Below are 19371 nucleotides of genomic sequence, written 5' to 3' on the forward strand. Positions count from 1 at the left end.
TGAAGAACTTTTCATTAATAAAAAAGGCTATCATTTTATAGATGGGACTGTCCCATAAGGTGTTTGACATCCGCAAAATTGCATTCATCTAGAATTATGTTCAATCTATTGATACTAGATATTATATTGTGGTGTCTGACACCTTTGTATTTGGGACAGCTCCATATTGTATCTTTTGTGAATTATTTTATTTTCTGCGTTTTTTTATGGTGTTATTGACTAAGTTTTGTGTTGCATCTTGAGTTGAGTCAGCATAATTTTCAACGGCATTTTGAACATAATTGGTTGCCGATTGGTTTATATTTTTAAAGATTTTCGTTTTGTCTTCATAAGAACCGTTATAAGTTTGCATTTTATCTGACATGATTGATCCCTCCATAGATGTATTCAACATTATCTTATGATGATGTCGGAAAAATATACTGTAGTTAGGACCATTTAAGCATAAAAAGGTGCTGTGGGTCTATGCTAGTGTATAGTGGTAAATAAGTTAAGCAACTTATTAACTAAAATTGGAAGAATTGTAATTGGTGAAGTCGATCCTGATTTTGCTCTGTTTTATGAGGATAAGGTAGAAAAGGAAGTAGTTTAATTTAGGAAGCATCTTTTATTTGGAATTAATTAAAAGATGCTTCCTATTAGACTTTAATCATATTCTGTACTGTAGTTGAGGTTCAAGAGTTGAAATCTCGGGTTAGTTCCCATAAATATCAAGTTAAGATAAATTGTTGGTTTATTTTATTATTTTTATTGTATCCTTCCATAGATAAATGGAAGGGTTTTTTTGCGATTAATTTTGTTGGAACAGATGAATAGACATAGAGTGTATCGTATCAATAGAACTGACGGTACTATAGGTAACAGCGGAATTATAATTAAAAATCAAAAAAGCAAGCATCTAGACTAGGAGGTTTGTTTTTTAGCTTCTTTAAAAACTCTCTTATTATTATTTCATTATCCTAATATTTTATTATTCATGATTACAAAACTATTTATCAGAAAATTCGAATTTAAGTGCAACTTCTTTAATATAGTAAATGTAAACAGGCTTAAAAGGGAGTTTGTAACAACGGAAGGCGTCTTCATTTAAGGTTAAAAGAAAGATGCTTTGTTTTTCTCAATAGATCATAAAACAGCGACATCCATCTTTGTGACCTAAGGGGTACAAATTTTCTAGCTAGATAAGCAAGAATAACCTTTTTAGTTAGAAAATGCTCTAGCGCGAGGCGCCTTGCGTTTTTCTTATGATAAGGAGGGGTTACATGCTACATATTGTGGCTTGTATTAAGCAAGTACCTGACACGAAAATTATTAAGATGAATCCAAAAACAAACACAATGGATCGTCGGACAGCACCTGCCATATTAAATCCTTATGATGCCCATGCTGTAGAAGAGGCCGTACGTCTAAGAAAAAGATATGGAGGGACTGTATCCGTCTTAACGATGGGTCCACCACCTGCTGTTAAAGCGATTAAAAAGTGTATTGAAATTGGTGCTGATGAGGGGTATTTGATCACAGATCGTCGGTTTGCAGGAGCAGACACATTAGCAACCAGTTACGCTCTTACGAAAGCACTGGATAAAATTTCAAAAATTAAGCCTGTTGATCTGATCATTTGCGGGAAAATGTCTATTGATGGAGATACGGGACAAGTCGGTCCTGGGATTGCGAGACGGCTCGATATTCCACCACTTACTTCGGTGAATAAAGTAGTTGAAATCAATCAAGACGAAGGATATGCGATTATCCATCGCAAGTTAGAGGACGGGTATGAAGTGATTCAATCCACTCTACCTTGTTTACTTTCAGTTGAAAAAACGATCAATGAAGTACCTTATTCTCCATTCCCAAACATGTTAAAAGCAGCAAAATATCAACCACAGATATGGTCTGTTGATGATTTAGAGGATGTAGATATTAAGCAACTTGGTTTGAAGGGATCCCCAACGATTGTCTCCAAAGTATGGGCCCCACCTAAACCAGAAGGAGGAACAATGATGGAAGGTGATCCAAAGGAACAAGTGGAACAATTACTTTCTGTCTTACTTGAAAAGAAAGAATTGTTTCGTGTCAAGGGGGGATTTTAATGGATTTCCAAGATTATAAAGGTATTTGGGTATTTATTGAAGAAAAGGATGGAATCATTCCTCCAGTATCTCTTGAACTATTAGGAGCTGGAAGAAAACTCGCAGACAAACGCGGAGTTGAATTGGCTGGTATTTTAATAGGAGAAAATATCAAGTACTTGGCAAAGACCGTGTTTGAGTATGGCGCAGATACGATCTATGTATATAATCAACCTATTTTCAAATATTATCGAACGGAATCTTTTATGAAGGCACTTCTCCAATGCGCGAATAAATATAAACCTGAAATTATCTTATTTGGAGCTACATCCACTGGAAAAGATTTAGCTAGTGCGGTTGCCACAGATCTACCGACAGGATTAACAGCAGATACGACGGAATTAGATGTAGACGAAGAGACCGGTTTATTATTAGCGAGCAGACCAGCGTTCGGTGGGAATATTATGGCGACGATTTTATGTAAAAAGTATCGACCACAAATGGCGACGGTGCGTGCAAAAGTGATGAAAGCGCTAACCCCTCAACCGGGTAAAACAGGTAAAGTTGTGGAGGAGACGATTTTCTTAAAAGAAGAAGATATCCGTACGAAAGTATTGGAGATTGTCCAAGAAACGACAAAGAAAGTACGGATTGATGAAGCAGATATCATTGTAGCTGGTGGGAAAGGATTAGAAAGTAGTGATGGCTTTCAGCTGATACATCAATTAGCAGATGTGCTTGGTGGAGCCGTTGGTGCTAGTCGTGACGTGGTGGAAGCAGGGTGGATTGACCATCCTCATCAAGTAGGTCAAACAGGTGTGACGGTAACACCCAAAATTTATTTTGCCATTGGGATTTCTGGAGCGATTCAACATTTAGTAGGAATGAAGAATTCTAGTTTAATCATAGCCATTAATAAAGACAGTGAAGCACCCATTTTTGATGCCTGTCATTATGGAATTGTGGGGGATGCCTTTGAAATTGTTCCTTTATTAATTGAACAGTTTAAAAGTGCTTTAAAGAGAGAGGGGGTAAGTCATGTCAGAGAAGTTTGATTGTATTGTTGTAGGGGCAGGTCCAGCCGGGATTTCCTGTGCACATGAACTAGCAAAAGGCGGTGCACACGTACTACTTCTTGAAAGGGGGGAATATCCAGGTTCGAAAAATGTGATGGGGGGTGTTCTTTATCGCAAAATGATGGAAGATATTGTACCAGATTTTTACAAAGAGGCTCCCCTAGAGCGTCCCATCGTTGAACAAAGATTTATGATGATGGATAAGGAGTCTGCTGTAACCTTTGGTTATAAAGGAATGGAGTGGGGCCAAGAGCCTTACAATAACTTTACTGTGTTAAGAGCAAAGTTTGATCAATGGTTTGCGGATAAGGCGGTGGAAAAAGGCGCGATATTAGTAAATGAAACGGTCGTTTTAGAATGTATTATAGAAAATGGAAAGATTGTCGGTGTCAGAACAGACCGTCCAGGAGGTGAGGTTTATGCAGATGTTGTCGTTTTAGCCGATGGTGTAAACTCTCTTTTGGCTCAATCACTCGGTTTTCATAAAGAATATAGACCAGATGAAGTAGCTTTAGCCACAATGGAAGTGCTAAAGCTTGATAAAAAAATCATTGAAGACCGGTTTAATTTAGAAGAAAATCAGGGGTGCACCATTGAATTGTTTGGTGATGCAACAAAAGGTATTCTAGGTACAGGGTTTCTTTATACGAATAAAGATTCCTTAAGTATTGGTGTTGGTACCCTGCTTTCAGGCTTAATCAAACATAAAATTAAGCCCTATGAATTACTTGAATATGTCAAAAAACATCCGATGATCCGCCCCTATATTCAAGGGAGCGAGTCACAAGAATATTTAGCCCACCTAATTCCTGAGGGAGGCTATAAATCAATGGGGAAAATTGTCGGGAACGGAGTTATCGTGATAGGGGATGCTTCGCAATTAGTCAATGCGATTCACCGAGAGGGCTCTAATTTGGCGATGACTTCTGGAAGATTAGCAGCGGAGACGGTCCTTTTAGCGAAGGAAGCAGGAGACTTTTCTGAAAGTATGCTAGACCATTATCGTGTTAAGTTAATGAATGGGTTTGTCGGTCAAGATATGAAAAAATACAAGGATTCTACCCATCACTTTGATAAATTCCCACAATATTTTGATGAATATATTCCCATGATGAACAAAGCGGCCAGTCAAATGTTTACCGTTGATGGAACGTCCAAATGGCAGAAACAAAAGAAAATATGGAGTGAACTAGGTTCAGCTAAAGAAAAAATGAAACTTGCGAAAGATATGTATCGAGCTTGGAAGGTGATGAAATAATGAGTGAACAGCAAAAGGGTCAGTCTATCGAAGAAAAGCAATATCTTGTTCGCTTCAACGCAGATACAAAATCACATCTTCATGTAAAAGATGAGGATATTTGCCTAACCAAATGCCCTGATAAAATTTGTACGATCTTTTGTCCAGCAGAGATTTATAAATGGGAAGACATACGGATGCATGTTGGGTATGAAGGCTGTCATGAGTGTGGGAGCTGCCGCATTGGCTGCCCACATCAAAATATAAAATGGGAGTATCCGAAGGGTGGCCACGGGATTGTTTTCAGGTTAGGTTAATAGGCAACAGGAGGGGCGGTTCTTATACTTTTCTCGAGTAGAAGAAGTATAAGAGTCGTCTCTTTCCTAAAATCACAACTTCCTTACAGCATTCTCACTATGTTCAAATGAACATGGTAGATATATAGTGAATGTTGTCCCTTTTCCTATTTGACTATTTACGGTAATTGTACCATTCTTTCTATTTCTTCTAATGCAATTCCAATATATCTTTGCTTTTGGAAGTCACTTTCACTTTCCTTTAAAAGCTGCATGAATCCTTTTGCACCAGTTAAACCATTTCTAATTTCATGTGAGAATGAATAAATTAGGAAATAAAGAATGATCCTGATTAGGACGAATGGAAGGGGAGCTTACGTTTGTTTTCGTGTTCAACGGGTAGCGTTATTTAAATAGTGAGACGATCTTTTCCTTTTGATCATTTGTGCAGGTTGGTTGAAAAAGTGAATAAAGATAAAGATAAAGTGAACTCTATCTATAAAAGACGGATAAAAGAGGAGAGTAATCGTGAAGCCATATGAAATCAATCACATGATTATTGATGATGAATTTGACGGTGAAGAATACGTAACAGCTGACTTTACTCACCAAAATGAAGAATATAGCATTACTTTTAAAAAAGCAGACCTTGAGATCATGAATACCTGGGTGTTTAAAGATGGTACGTCTCTTCCAGCAAATTTATCTGATAATATGATTGAATCAATAAGAGAAGATGTTAAAAAGAGAATCTAGTCATATGTACTTGTTCTTATTTTATTGTTGTTAATAAAAGAAAAAGACAAGACTGTTTTAAAATAGGACAGCCTTGTTTTCTATGTGAAACGATTAAACGCCCTAAAAGTGTGCCGATAATAAAAGTACTAGCAACTAAACCAGCTATACTTGTAGATGCACCAAATGCATCGACAGCATGTCCAGCAATCGTCACCATTAATAATTACGTGCAAGGAAAGTATATGAAGAACTACATCGCCACGTAAGTGACCAAGGCGTAAGAGAAATGTTTGACTTTTTAATTCAACGAGAAGAGGCTCACTAATACAGATGGTGTTCTCATTCAATAGATGAGAATACCCCTTCCTCAAAGAATGAGCAGAATATAGTTCAATGAGGAAGAGGGGTAGTTCAATTTTTAAAGGGATACTCGATCAGAATTCCATGTTTTTTTATTCGTCTTTTTTGCTGTTTCTTGAACAATAATGACTGATGCGATAACCATTAATATTCCAAAGTATTGCCATACATTTAATGTTTCTTGGAAAACGAAGAAACCGACTAAGGATGCCACTACGGGTTCGATTGTAGCGATGATAGAAGCTCGACTTGATTCGATTGTATTTAATCCTTTTGTGTAAAAAATGAACGGTAGCATGGTGGAGAGAAAGCCAAGACCTATTATGTAAATCCATACTTTTATATTTGAAAAGAAAGGGGCCACGACCCACAATCCACTAAAAGGAGTGACAGCGATTGCTGCAAACAAAAACGTATAGACTGTAACTGTTAAAGAGTGATACTTTCTAAGCGCGAATGTTCCAAATATACTGTAAAATGCATAAAAAAGACCTGACCCAAGTCCAAGAATGAACCCATATAAGGAGATGGATTCATTTGTATTCGGCAGGATGCCAATCACAAATGAGCAACCAATAAATGTTATAATTAGGGCTAAAACCTTTCGTGTAGTGAGTAATTCTTTGAAAATAAGTCTTGATAAAATCGTGACAAATGTAGGTGCTGTATAAAGAAGAATAGATGCAATGGAAATGGACGTTTCTTCAATTGCACTAAACAAACACCAATTAAATAAAACAATACTAAAAATTCCAGTTCCGATAAAATATTTACTATCGGATACTTTAATCTTTAAAAGTTGGCGATTTTTTAAAAGGACATAAAAAACTAAAAAGAAAGTGGCGGATAAAGCACGAATTGCCACAACCTGTATCGGTGAAAAGCCCATTTCATAAAGGTATGTAACAAATACGCCAATAATTCCCCATAACGATGCCCCTACACCAATCAATAGCCATGCAAATTTGTTATCCATTGATCTTCTCTTCCCCCTTTCAGTTACACAGACTATATACTACCAAATTTTTGGTTTCTTGAATATAATCTTGACTAAAAGCAAATGACATATTTTTCATCTTGAACAGGGGACTTTCGTTCGATTATAAGTCAATGAAAATAGTAAGGAACTAAAGGAAAAAGGCGAATCGATTATATTTCTCGCAAATGGAGGCATGGAGATCGGCTTTTGGATTTGAGATAGGGGTAAACCATGTTCAAATGCTTGATACATATATGAAAGATGATCAAATGTCAGAATCGCTCATTTTAGAAGCGATTGAAAGAGTAAAACAAGCGGTAAAACCTGGATTGAATTATTTGTGGAAAATCCTCTCTAATGGGGCAAGTTTAGGGATTCAAAGTATAGGATTTAGTGGAGCACGAAAAGAAACGTGTCCAAGGCAGTCGGTCTGTTCATCCCAACTGCCAAGTGTTTCAAGGAAGAGATATTCCAAAAGGATTTCCTTTACATTTCAACCGAATAGTAATAGAATTTCTATATACATAAAAATACTAGGTAGGTGAAGAAATGTTTAATCGTGAATTGGTAAAAGGAAGTACATCCCTTTTGTTGCTTCAGCTGTTAAAGGAGCGGGATATGTATGGATACGAGCTTGTAAAAGAATTGGAGAAACGTAGCAGTAATGAGTTCTCTGTCAAGGAAGGCACACTGTATCCGGCACTTCATAAACTTGAAAAGCAAGAATATATTGAATGCTATTGGCAGGAACAGGAAAAAGGGCCGGCTCGGAAGTATTATCGTATAACAGAGGCAGGCAGAGAGATGCTTCTGGAAAAAACCCGTGAATGGAACCACTTTGTTTCAGTAATGAACAAGTTAATGGGGAGAAAAAAACATGGAACGGCTGAAGAATGAGTTTTTAACAGAGCTTGCACAGCTTCTCGGAAATCATGAGGAGAGAGAGTCCATATTAACAGAATATGATGCTCATCTTGATGAACTCCTTATAAGTCTCTACAAGTTGGAGGATGCAGATAAGGTACGGGATCAAATCTATTCTAGGTTCGGAACGCCTGAAGAGATTGCCGCAATGTGGAAAGAAGAGCTTTCCGTTACTCCTAGCAGTATGAAATGGCTCTTTATCGCCGTTAACATTCTTTTTTTTGCCGTGGGGGTCGCTCTTACTCTAGCACATAATCTGCTTGATTGGAGCTGGATGACGAACTTATGGTTTCAGCTGACTTCCTTTCCAATCATCATTGCGCTGATTTACATGTTTTTTTGGGCAGTGCTTGGCTATGAAATAGGCAAGGGCTTTGGACATAAAGGGAAGAAGCTAATGAAAAGGACTTTCTTCTGGGCATTAATACCGAATTTAACACTGATGGTTTTAACCGTTTTTCGGATTATTCCTCATGAATGGTTTAATCCGTTGTTACAAGAAACCTTTATTGGAATCTGCATTCTATTCACGCTTCTTTTATACCCTATTTGCCTGATTAGCTACAATTGGGGAAAAAAAGCTTCTGTGTGAGCTTTTTTTTGACTAACTACATAGAGATTCTATATACAAAGAAAAACTAGATGATATGGAGGAAAGGAAAATGGAATTGAAAATAAACAAGGTGGATTGGATCTTTTTACTGTTGTGCTTATTCGTAGGGATTGGTGCAGAAGAAGCGTTCTTTAGGGATGGGATCGGGATCTCCTATTTAGCTTTTATCGCTGTTTTTTATACTCTGTTTTTCTGGAGGTTTCGCTCGTTTTCATTCTCGCATCAGCGGTTTGGCTATCTTATTTTGATCGCAATATGGTTATTAGCAGCAGGCTATTACTTGTATGACACTACACTTTTTTATACATTGAATATCCTTGTCATCCCGGCACTCGTCATCTTTCATCTAGCCTTGATTACGTCACCGAAAAAAATGCAGTGGAATAATCTGTTCTTTCTCTTCTACACCGTACTTCGTTTTGTCAGCGGAATTCGGTATAGTGCTATTTTTACAAAATATCTTTCCGGATTATTAAAGCGAAGTAGCAATGAAAAGCATTATGTTATTTGGAAAAAGATTCTGATTGGCCTTGCGATCTCAGTACCACTTTTGTTTATCGTCCTTAATTTGTTGATTGAAGCTGATGCTCAATTTGAAAGGCTTATAAGTACTTTTCCTGATTTGCTAAGCTTTAGGGCAGACGATATCCTTCGTTTGGTTATCATTCTCATTTATACATTCTGTTTCTTTGGATATATGCAGGTTCTTTTGCAAAAAAATATTCAGGTTGTCCAGAAGAAAGGAACAATTAAGTCCATGACAATGGATGGAATCATTACCTTGACCGTGCTGTTGCTCTTGGATTTGGTATATGTATTATTCGTTGCCGTCCAATTCAAGTACTTCTTTAGCGGTACGCTTGATGATGGCTATACTTATGCGGAATATGCCCGCCGCGGTTTTTTTGAATTACTATTTGTTACCCTGATTAACCTGACTGTAACAACCGTTGTGATTCATTTTACGAAAGGTATCCAAAGCGTTTTGAAACAAACAATCCGATTGGCCTTGACTGTTCTAGTCTTATCAAGTGGAGTTCTTCTTATATCAGCTTTCATGCGAATGACCTTGTATGAGGATGCGTATGGCTTCACTTTCACACGGATTCTGGTGCATTCCTTCATGATTTTCTTGATGGTTATCTTTGCTTATACTCTTGTTAAAATCTGGCTTGAGAAGCTTTCCTTGTTCCATTTTTATTTCATTGCATCGCTTATTTATTATGCTGGCATCAATGTCGTAAATATCGACAGGGTCGTGGTTGATCGTAACATTGCCCGCTTTGAGGCAACAGAAAAAATCGATATCCACTATTTAAACAGCCTATCATCCACTGGGATCCTTGGGCTAATTGAGCTTTATGAAAAAGAACCTAATGTTCCGGGATTGAAAGATTTACTGCAACAGCGTCAAGCAGAGAGCGCGTATCTAAAAAGCAGCTCATGGCAGTCACACAATGTTGCAAGGGACCAAGCTTATGAAAAGTTGAGAGTATTAGATTTATAAAAAGGGATAACTGCTATGAGATTAAGTCAGTTGCATATGCACTAACTTTGATGCTATCGCTGTTGCCAATGAACGAACTTGGCAGTATCAACATTTACTAGACTTGGATAAGACTGTTTAGTTTTTACAAAAAGATACGAGCTTTACTAAGCTCGTATCTTTTTGCGTGTTTTCTTCCGTTTCCTTTGTTGGAACAACCTTTTCTTGTGATTCTTTAGGATCATTTTCTGTTGATATTTGGTGTAAGAATCCAATTTTTTAGAGGGATATCACGTATAAACTGATGTACAGTATGAAACAGTCAAGTATAAGCTGGTGGAAATAATTAGTTTACAATTGGATGCTTCTTTTATTTTGATATAAACATATATGGAAAATGCTTTTTTTAACAAATATTATTTCCGTATGGTAAAATAATCCCATGAAAAGAATTGTTTTATAGAGGGAAATATGGGTAAATAATAACATGTTTCCAATATGGAAACAGAACGGCAAGGGTTTTAATTTACATGGGTCTTTGTATTTAAAAATTGAAAGAATGAGGATGGTACATTCAATGAATAAATCCGAATTGAGTGAACGAATATCCTTGCTATTAGACAAGTATCGTGATGATCTGTTTTTTGGAGAGGAAATTCAACTGTTGCAACAAAGAATCCATAATGTCGAAAGCAGTATCGTCGTTGTGGGGCAGTTTAGTGTTGGAAAGTCGGAACTTCTTAATGCTTTATTAGGTGAAAAACTTTTAGCTGCTAGAAGAATTGAATCAACGAAAGTTACAACTCGGATCCACAAGTGTGTTACAGAAGAACAAAGAAAAATTATACTACATTACAAAAATGGCGAAACGAAAGAACTTTCTATTAAAGATATTGATATTTTAGATCAGTATACAACTTTCCAGGGGAGCGCGGAAACTGAGGTGCTTCTTTCTGTTGATGTTTATTGGCCACTAAAGTTTCTCAACCATGAGCTTCTTCTAGTCGATACGCCAGGGGCGAATTCTTTGACTGAATCGGCATTTGCAGTAACAGAAAAAGAACTTGAAAAAGCATCATCTGTGCTCTATTTATTTAATGGACAAAAAGGTGTGGACCAGACCGATTTAGCTTTACTGATGGATTTAATGAAACGCAGAAAAAAAGTTTTTATCGTGGCAACTCATATTGATGGATTAACGAACGAAGAATTAACATCTGTTATAAACAGTGTGCAGGATAAGTTTGCTCAAAATATGGACGGATTGGAATCGGTGGAAATTCACCCTGTTTCCTCAACGGAAGCGCTTCAGGCTAGACAGCAAGGGAACCACTCTTTATTAGAACAATCTAATATCCAAGAGCTAGAACAGGCGTTAATAAGCTATATGGGAAATCAAGAATATCTAGCTTCAGATCTAGAATCGATTCACTATGATTTAGAAATGCTTGAAGCATCGATTTTGGAATCAGAAGAGGAAGAGCGAGAGGAACATGATGAAAGAGAGCGTCAGAGAGAGCTGCGCATTCAGCGGCTACAGCTGTTAACGAAACGCGAATATGATCTTGTAAGAGAGTATGGCTTTGACTTGCTCGTTTACCGTGACAAAAGAATTTTACAGTTTTTAGAACGATGGAAAGAGAAAATTGATAAGAATAATAAAGGATATAAAAAAGAAATTGCACTATCCTTTCGCAGGTTTCGGAAAAATATTATTCAAGAAATGCGTGTTACGACTTTTTCTATTGATAATTTAAAAAAAGAATACCTTCAGCATAACGAAAAAATGAATGATCGATATAAAGGGATAATCGACGAATTTGAAAAGTTGATTGTCTTATTACACCAGTATGTGAAAAGGATTATTCAGGAAGAGGATGCCTTATTTATTGACAATTTAGAAGCAAATAAGCAAAATATCCAGCTAAACTGGCCAACATTCAAGCAACAGATTAAACAGATGGTGTTGAATGAGCGTAGCATTGAATATGAGAAAGAACTATTCATTGATTATGAACAAGATCGAAAAGAACTTAAGGGTAGTTATTCTAAAAAACAACAAAAGCTCGAGCAAATCAAAATAAAACAAGTCAGGGCAGAGCAAGAAAATGCGGAATCATTACAGTCCCTTAAAGAGAGTCATGATAGAAGAATGAAAGGTTTTGGCAACATGCCTGACCCTATTAAAGAAACAAAAACGAAGGGAGTACTTTGGTGGAAAAAGGAAGAAGTGGTTGGTTATGATTATTCACCACAAAAGCAATGGAAAGCTGAACTTCAAAGGGTCCAAAAAGATTATAAAAAAACGGTTGATAATAGATTAAGTGATTTTGAGAATTTATCTTCTGAGCTGAAAATGAATGAAAAAAAGCTCATGTCGGATCTCAATCATTTAACATCAGAAATAGAAGAATTAACTAGTAAATTAGTTGACGAATTATTCGAATCTATAGAAGATCAGAAGAAGGTTGCACAAAGCTTTTATAAGCAAGTGGAGGATGAAATCGTCGCATTGTGGAAAGTTCAAGAAAGAAATGCAATTGAGCAATTTAATCATCATACCGATAATGTCCGCAAGCAATTTATTCGTTTTGTTGAGGGAGCTTTACAAACAGAACTTCAATTAATTAAATAGTGAAGGAAGGAACAATATGAATATACGTGAACAATGGAATGAACAAGCAGTCAATGTCGAGCGCAGTTTTGAACAAGCATTGACTATTGCAAGAGAGGCTAAGGACTGTTTTGCTGATTATTTAGTGATAGACGAAGAACAGAAAGTATTGAATACACAATGGTCTAACTGGAAAAATAATCGTTTTGAGATTGTTGTTGTCGGAGAGTTTTCAACTGGAAAATCAACGTTTATCAATGCCCTGCTACGTAAAAATGTTTTACCAAGCAAAGTCACACCAACAACAGCAACGATCAATTTTATTCGTCACATTGAACAAGGGGATGGAAAGGAGAAAGCTATAATTACCTTTGTTGATGGTAACAAATTAGAATCTTCTTTCGATCAACTTGAAGAATATGTGACGGAAATGAGCAAAGAACATAATGTGGTCGAGGAAATCTCCTATGTTGAGCTTTTTGTTGATTCTCCCTATTTAAAAGAGGGAGTCGTGATTGTTGACACCCCAGGATTACAAGCGTTGCACCCAGAACATGAAAGAATTACAAAGAATCAAATCAAGAAATCGAATGCTAGTATTCTTTTATTTAATATGGAGCAACCTGGAAAACGTTCAGAATTTATGTTTTTAAAAGATTTGTCGGATTCGATTGAACGAATTTTCTTTGTTGGTAATCGAATGGATGGTGTACCTGAGAATGAAATTTCAGACGTAATCCATGCGTTAGAATCAGCGCTGAAAGAAAATGAATATCAACCAATTTCTACAGATCAGGCAAAAGTGTTCCCGATAAGTGCACTACAAGCTTTGAAAGCTAGAGATGAAGATGTTCAGACCAAACATTGGAATGATTTATCCAATGAGCAGTTAATCGAGGCATCTCAGTTTATGGAATTTGAACAACGCTTAGAGGATTATTTATTTAATGGTGAAAAAACAAAGGACTTGATTCACGCGCCCTATCAAGCATTGCAATATTTTTACCAACAACTTGAGGCGAAAATTAATGAAATTGAAGTATTGATTTCTGGTGAAATTAGTGTAGAAGAACTTAAGAAAGAAAAAGAACGATTGACAGAAGAAGTTGAGCTAAGAAAATTACAGTTGCAAGACCAAGAACGTAATTTGAAAAATTTATTTCAGGATGTTTTATACGAGCATGAAAAATCCTTTAATGCACGGAAAGATCACGTGATGCAGCATATGGTAGACCAAATTAATGAAATTGAATTTATCGATGATTTAGAAGATGAAGTATCTAATGTCATGCTGCAACTGAATAAAGATTTTCAGCAGCGTGTAGATCAAGGAATTAGAGATTTATCGAATCAATTAGAGATGAAAATGAGAAGGGAAATTGATGGTTTTGAATTATCGATTGAAGAATATTCGAAAGATAATATTCAAACGTTAACCGATAAAGACATTAAAGTTTCGACAAAGATTAACGCAAGCAAGTCACAGGCTAGTTTTGAAATAAAGGAAGAGAAATTTGCTGAAGAAGCTGTAGCTCTCGAAGAACAAAGGAAATTATTGCAGGATAAACAGGAGCAGGAACAGCAATTAGATCGTTTGAAAAGACGTCAGGATTTAATAAAAAATAGTCATCAACGTGAAGAAAGCTTTGTAGACATGTTGCTACAAAGTACGGATGCTATAAAAAAAGAATATGGTGTAATCAAAGAAAGAAGGTTTTGGTTTGATAAAAAAGGTATGGTCGATGTTAAAAATGAGGACTATGAAAAGCTTATAAAAGAAAAAAGAGAATTAATGAAAAAAGCGATCAATGAAGAGAATAACCTTTATGCTGAAAGAAGCCAAATTGATCGAAATCTAGCCCTTAACGATTTAGAATTTGATTCACTCCAGGATTATTATGAAGCAAAGCGACAACTTCAAAAAAGAAGAGAAGCAGAAAGACTGGAGAGATTTCGTGAAAGGACGAAATTAGAAGAACGACAACTGAAAAGAGAACAGAAGAAAGTAATTCGTGAAATTGAAAATGTTTTTGAAAGCCTTCGTCGTGAATATCGCTCCTTATTAAGAAGTCTTGATGCATTGAAATTAGCGCAACAAGGGATTGAAAGCTATATTCAAGAAAAAGATGTTGAATTGAATGTTAAGTTAAAAGACCTTGAGTCTAAGGGGAAATTACTGGATGAAAATGCGCAAAAGCAAGAAAGTTATAGGGTAAATGCAGAAACGATTTATGCAAAAGTCGGAAAAGAAAATGAATCCATTACGAACTTTTTATTGGAATGCTATTAAGCTGGGGGAATGATCATGGAGGAATTACGAGTCAGTTTAGACAAAATAAAATTATCATCTGATGAGCAAGGGATTGTAGAGAAACTAATCGCACAGTCAGAATTAGAACAGGTTGTCATTGGATTATTTGGTTCCTTTAGTGTCGGGAAATCCGAACTATTGAATAAAATGATTGGACGAGAAGGGTTACTGCCAACCCATACGAATGAAACGACCGCTATTGTTACTTCAATTACCTATGGGGATGAAGACAAGATTGAATTAATTTACAGTGACGGACGTGTGACGACTACTTCAAGAGAGAATTTGCATGCGTTGGTTGCTGGAGAAAATGTCGCTGAAATTGAAAAAATTGCGATTGCACTATTGGAACCGGAATGGTTAAAGCAAGTTGAATTCATTGATACACCAGGAAGAAATACAAAATTCACTGCCCATGTTGAGGCGTCAAAGCAAGCAATTATTGATGCGGATGTGGCTGTATATGTCTTGCCATGGCAAGGTTTAACTGCAGAGGATATTGTTTATCTAAAGGATTTAATGATTTATCAGCCAAACTTGTATTTTATTTTAAATAAGGTTGATCGAATTGAGGAGGGACAAGGACAAACGATTGAAGAGGTTCGCTTAAATGTGGAAAAAGAGTTAACTGACCAATTAGGAAAGGGATTTCCTGTTTATGCTATATCTGCGAAAACAGGCTTTAATTTATCTGTTTTTCAAGATGAATTTATTCCGCAAGTAACAGCCAATATTAAGCAATTCAAGCAGCAACGCTTCACACATGCAATCGAGGAATTAATCACAAGGCATGCACGTTCAATTGAACATGAAATCAACCTGTTAGAACTTGCGAACTCACAGGATAGACAAGCATTTCAGGATCAAAAGCGAAAAGTTGAAGTGGAACAAACGAAACTGAATGGTCATGTGAGTAAGGAATTAGCTATTTTAAATGAAATGCTCGCAGGTGTACAAACAGATACTAGTAGTTTTATAGAAGCGACGTTACGTCAAACAATGCAACAAATTAAGCCAAAGTTGCTTGCTAAATATGCACAGAGGCATGAGTCGGAAGCATTAAATACGATCGTTGAAAGTAACTTATTAACGGCTAGAAACAAAATCTATCAACGGTTTGAGGCGAAAATTGATGAAGCCATAATGGATAAAAAGCATTACAAACTATCAGAATTAGAGAGTTCGGGTGCGAACATCGAATTCCAAGAGCCTAGCTTCGAAGATTTACAGGAAAGATATCAAGAAAGGTTGCAGGAACTTGCGGAGCAATATGATAGTAAGAAGAATCGACTGGAACAGGTGTTAAACGATCCAAATGAAAATGTTCTGGATACAGAAATTGAGGAATTACAACAAGCAATGGTTCAATTAGAAGAACAGATGCGTGAAGAATATGTACCAGAGTATATTGTCGATGAAAACTTTGATCCGAATAAATCGACAAAGATCTTAAAGTTTATTGGTGTAGCAGGTGATATAGGGGTTAGTATTGCTCTAGCCGTTGCAACAGCGGGGATTTCAGCTGGGGCTCAAGTTGCTGGGAAAGCGGGAGCCGAAGTAGCAAAACAAACAGGGAAAGAGGCAACTAAACAACTGACTAAACAAGTGGGAAAAGAAGCAGGGAAGCAGGCTACTAAACAACTAACAAAACAGGTAGTAAAGGAAACAGGAGAAGCTATCGGTAAAGAGGTAATAGAACAGACTGTAAAAAAAGTAGGCAAGGAAACCTTAAAACAAGCAGGGAAAGAAACGTTAAAACAGGGTGGAAAGGAAACCTTAAAAAAAGTAGGATTAGAATCATTGAAGGTTATTGGAAATTTAGCTAGTCCGGTTGAAACAGCGGCAACGGCAATCGGCCAGGCTATTGATAGTACGAGAAAGATAGATACGGTATTAAATGTCGAGCATCGCCAGAAATTTTTCATGAAAAAACAGCAAATTAAAAGTCAATTCCAACTCAAGAAAAATGAGTTGAATCAACTGAAAGAACAACAAAAGTCAAATGTAACCATTGTAAGAAATATTGAAATAAAGATGGAACAAATTGAGCGCAATAAAGAAGAAGAATTTAAAAAGCTAGAACAAGCCATGAAACATGACCAAGAGCAATTAAACAAGGTCAAGTTTGAAGAAAGCATACATGAACAATTAGATGTACTGAGTAGTAGTGAACAAGATAAATACAAAATGTGGGTGAAACTAGAGTTAGATAAAGTATCTCTCATGTTGGAAAATACGATTCCATCTTATTATCATAATGAATTTTCAAAACTGATGCAGCAAATAGAATCCGTTGAAGCTGATTCAAAGTTAAATCAAGGTACAATTACGGAACGTCTAGCTGAACTGCAACAAGAGTTGAGCATCTGCCATAAGATGAAACAGAGGATTACATATGGTTAAGGAAATAATACCGGTCATTGAATGGATTTCAAACTGTATAGAGCTAGAGAGAAAGAGTAAGAATACGACTCTTTCTCTGTGGGAAGAGCTGTATGACTTTGGTCAGACAGGTGATCAAGCTAGGCGGAATCTACCAATACTACCAGAAGGTGCAGCATCGGTAGTGATGTATGTAACAGGGACTCTTGATGAAATTAGGCAAACAAGGGGTCCGTTTCAATATATGAAAGAACCAAATGATCTTGTTTTTTTGATATATGGGGAAGAGGAACAAAGACACGAAAATGGTTTTACCTGGAAACGACCGGACCCACTACTACATTATTTGACAATCTGTTATATCCCACAAAATATGGTTAGATTTTATCAGGATGAATTGGACCGATTTATTATTTTGACACGAGGTAAGCCTGAAATATGGATGCGTAGTTTATTAAAAAAGAATAAAGTGGCAGGGCTTGTTGGATGGGCGCACAAATTAGATCCAACTTGGCATGTCAGTTGGTCGGTATCCTATTTGGATTTTTCATATGGACTGTTCTTGAAAGATGATTTCGATGGTTCTAGACAGGTACAAAAGTCGGTCCATCGTTGTCCGAACATGCCCCATGGCTTGAAACTCGGTCTACAGCGTGCACTAAAAGAAGGAGATACCCAGAAAAAAGAACAATTATGGAGACAAACGATGGATCAAGCTGCCATGCAAATGCTAGACGAATATTGGTTATTAAATGGCGTCGCTATTAAGGAATTTATGCCGCAACTTGTGAGAAAAGTAAATGATTACTATCATCATATTCGGAGTATTCCTTCAGAAGAAGCGAACGTCAATCGTGTAGAAGATTTTTTTCAATGGTGGTTACAAAAAAGGGGTCATGCAAATGCTCACTAAACTTGAGGCAAATTGGATTTATTTAGAAAGACAATTAATGAACTATGTGAACATCCATCAACCTACCTTAAAATTAAATGTAGAAGCATGGCTTGAGTTGATTCGTCCTTTGCCAATTGTGGAAAAAACATTATATTTAGCGCAATTGTCTGAACCGCTTTTTTCCGAGTTAACCACTGCCAAGGAAAAAACAGACTGGCAGGATGTAAAAAAATTACTTATAAAAGAAAATCAAGTGAGAGATGTCCATGTATTAAATATTTTTGAAAAAACGATAGATGATTGGATTCACATCGTTAGGAAAGAGGCTGAATGAATTTGAACTCTATAGAAAGTGTTTTATTTGCAATCGCAATGATTTGCTTCGGCATTTTGTTTACCCCACTTTTTGAGAGCATGGTATGGGCCAATTATATTATGGTCGCCGGAGCAGGTATTCTTGTTGGGGCAGGTATTTATTGTAGAGAAAAACGAATGAGTATAGGACAAAATGAGATTGTCGCTACTTTAAAGGCAATGTCAAATCAACAGAAAGAGTTATTATCAGATGTTATTAATTCTAATAATATAAATCATACAAGTCTCAAAGGATTAGCAGATTCTGTTGTAAACGTTAATCGTTCTATAAATGGGGGCATGAAAGAGATTCAAGTTACACTGGATGGCATCATAAATGAGAGCATAAAAGAAATCCAAGTTACAGTCGATAGAAATCATAGTAAAATGTATGGTTTGCTTGACCAAAAATCAAGGGATGTTTTGGAAGAGATGAAATCATTGAAAGTCGTAATAGAAAAGCAACTGAATGATATCAATGGTACGATCACAAAGTCCAACGAGCAAGTATCACATGATATGGTTTCAATTATTAAACAGGGAAACAATGCGGCTATCGACTTTCATGACAGTCTATTACTAGAGTCTAGGAAGTTAACTGATTCCATAAACGACCTTGAAAGTAAGTCAGAACAGCTAATCAAACATGTAATAGACGAGATAGAAAATGGGCACGATACACAAGCCGATTTCTATGATAAATATACAGAATATGCACAAGGATTAAAACAACAGTATGAAGATTTTAATGAAAATATAATTAGTTACCAAATCAATGTAAAGCGTGCTTCAGAAGATATCAGGGAATACCGAGACAATACAGAACAAGATATCCTTGAACGAACAGAAACACTGAAGAACTTAGTTGCACAACTATCCGAAATGGTCGACCAGTTAGCCGACTCCAAACATTATGAAAGAGAAAAGGCCTTAGAAGTCCAACAGCAATTAGCAACACAATTTGATCGACTGAAAGTTAGGGGGTAACTCTTGCTGTTTTTTCATCAATAAAACGGTTGCCGTGAAGTGTACCCTAA

19 protein-coding genes are annotated in these 19371 nt (G+C 36.5%); 15 read left to right on the top strand and 4 right to left on the bottom strand.

The features are described from left to right. Nucleotides 1-187 precede the first annotated feature (187 nt). Nucleotides 188-364, bottom strand: coding sequence for a hypothetical protein (locus JMM81_RS07295; RefSeq protein ID WP_256240900.1), 177 nt, complete (start codon nt 362-364; stop codon nt 188-190). Between the two features lie 898 nt (nt 365-1262). Between JMM81_RS07295 and JMM81_RS07300 the strand changes: the two genes are divergently transcribed. The 4 genes from JMM81_RS07300 to JMM81_RS07315 are packed head-to-tail and all read left to right on the top strand — an operon-like array spanning nt 1263 to nt 4699. Continuing rightward, entirely contained in the window at nt 1263-2090 is an 828-nt protein-coding gene (locus tag JMM81_RS07300) for an electron transfer flavoprotein subunit beta/FixA family protein (RefSeq protein ID WP_256240901.1), read from the top strand. After that, nucleotides 2090-3124, top strand: a complete 1035-nt coding sequence (locus JMM81_RS07305; protein WP_256240902.1) for an electron transfer flavoprotein subunit alpha/FixB family protein — start codon at nt 2090-2092, stop codon at nt 3122-3124. The genes JMM81_RS07300 and JMM81_RS07305 overlap by 1 nt, the downstream gene beginning before the upstream one ends. Next, nucleotides 3108-4403 carry an FAD-dependent oxidoreductase gene (locus JMM81_RS07310; RefSeq protein ID WP_256240903.1) on the top strand — a complete coding sequence of 432 codons (1296 nt, stop codon included), beginning with the start codon at nt 3108-3110 and terminating at the stop codon, nt 4401-4403. Before JMM81_RS07305 ends, JMM81_RS07310 begins: the two co-directional genes overlap by 17 nt. After that, nucleotides 4403-4699: a ferredoxin family protein gene (locus JMM81_RS07315; protein ID WP_256240904.1), complete on the top strand. Its 297-nt coding sequence runs from the start codon at nt 4403-4405 to the stop codon at nt 4697-4699. The genes JMM81_RS07310 and JMM81_RS07315 overlap by 1 nt, the downstream gene beginning before the upstream one ends. A gap of 158 nt (nt 4700-4857) precedes the next feature. Here the strand turns inward: JMM81_RS07315 and JMM81_RS07320 are convergent, their stop codons facing one another. Further along, nucleotides 4858-5031, bottom strand: coding sequence for a histidine kinase dimerization/phospho-acceptor domain-containing protein (locus tag JMM81_RS07320; protein ID WP_309143481.1), 174 nt, complete (start codon nt 5029-5031; stop codon nt 4858-4860). A 175-nt stretch (nt 5032-5206) separates the two neighbouring features. Between JMM81_RS07320 and JMM81_RS07325 the strand changes: the two genes are divergently transcribed. Next, entirely contained in the window at nt 5207-5434 is a 228-nt protein-coding gene (locus JMM81_RS07325; RefSeq protein WP_256240905.1) for a hypothetical protein, read from the top strand. 16 nt (nt 5435-5450) lie between these two features. Here the strand turns inward: JMM81_RS07325 and JMM81_RS07330 are convergent, their stop codons facing one another. After that, the gene (locus JMM81_RS07330) at nt 5451-5633 is read right to left on the bottom strand and encodes a hypothetical protein (RefSeq protein WP_256240906.1); all 183 of its coding nucleotides are present in this window, start codon (nt 5631-5633) and stop codon (nt 5451-5453) included. A 201-nt stretch (nt 5634-5834) separates the two neighbouring features. Continuing rightward, nucleotides 5835-6752, bottom strand: a complete 918-nt coding sequence (locus JMM81_RS07335; RefSeq protein ID WP_256240907.1) for a DMT family transporter — start codon at nt 6750-6752, stop codon at nt 5835-5837. Nucleotides 6753-6940: 188 nt separating this feature from the next. On the opposite strand from JMM81_RS07335, the gene JMM81_RS07340 reads away from it, so the two are divergent. From JMM81_RS07340 to JMM81_RS07385, 10 genes are all read left to right on the top strand, one after another. Then, complete coding sequence (locus JMM81_RS07340) at nt 6941-7300, top strand: DnaD domain-containing protein (RefSeq protein WP_256240908.1); 360 nt, start codon at nt 6941-6943, stop codon at nt 7298-7300. A 4-nt stretch (nt 7301-7304) separates the two neighbouring features. After that, entirely contained in the window at nt 7305-7652 is a 348-nt protein-coding gene (locus JMM81_RS07345) for a PadR family transcriptional regulator (protein WP_256240909.1), read from the top strand. Continuing rightward, a complete protein-coding gene (locus JMM81_RS07350) occupies nt 7633-8271 on the top strand; it encodes a DUF1700 domain-containing protein (protein ID WP_256240910.1) in 639 nt (212 codons plus the stop codon). The genes JMM81_RS07345 and JMM81_RS07350 overlap by 20 nt, the downstream gene beginning before the upstream one ends. A 70-nt stretch (nt 8272-8341) precedes the next feature. Further along, nucleotides 8342-9799, top strand: a complete 1458-nt coding sequence (locus tag JMM81_RS07355; RefSeq protein WP_256240911.1) for a DUF4153 domain-containing protein — start codon at nt 8342-8344, stop codon at nt 9797-9799. A 556-nt stretch (nt 9800-10355) separates the two neighbouring features. Next, on the top strand, nt 10356-12413 hold the full coding sequence (locus JMM81_RS07360; protein WP_256240912.1) for a dynamin family protein: 2058 nt from the start codon (nt 10356-10358) through the stop codon (nt 12411-12413). 16 nt (nt 12414-12429) lie between these two features. Beyond that, entirely contained in the window at nt 12430-14682 is a 2253-nt protein-coding gene (locus JMM81_RS07365) for a dynamin family protein (protein ID WP_256240913.1), read from the top strand. Nucleotides 14683-14697: 15 nt separating this feature from the next. Continuing rightward, entirely contained in the window at nt 14698-17106 is a 2409-nt protein-coding gene (locus tag JMM81_RS07370; RefSeq protein WP_256240914.1) for a dynamin family protein, read from the top strand. Beyond that, entirely contained in the window at nt 17099-17998 is a 900-nt protein-coding gene (locus tag JMM81_RS07375) for a hypothetical protein (RefSeq protein WP_256240915.1), read from the top strand. Before JMM81_RS07370 ends, JMM81_RS07375 begins: the two co-directional genes overlap by 8 nt. Continuing rightward, nucleotides 17988-18314: a hypothetical protein gene (locus JMM81_RS07380; RefSeq protein WP_256240916.1), complete on the top strand. Its 327-nt coding sequence runs from the start codon at nt 17988-17990 to the stop codon at nt 18312-18314. The genes JMM81_RS07375 and JMM81_RS07380 overlap by 11 nt, the downstream gene beginning before the upstream one ends. After that, the gene (locus tag JMM81_RS07385) at nt 18311-19321 is read left to right on the top strand and encodes a hypothetical protein (RefSeq protein WP_256240917.1); all 1011 of its coding nucleotides are present in this window, start codon (nt 18311-18313) and stop codon (nt 19319-19321) included. The genes JMM81_RS07380 and JMM81_RS07385 overlap by 4 nt, the downstream gene beginning before the upstream one ends. Nucleotides 19322-19371: the final 50 nt, after the last annotated feature.

The organism is Bacillus sp. V3B, from assembly GCF_024494465.1.
Classification (GTDB): domain Bacteria; phylum Bacillota; class Bacilli; order Bacillales; family Cytobacillaceae; genus Bacillus_BD.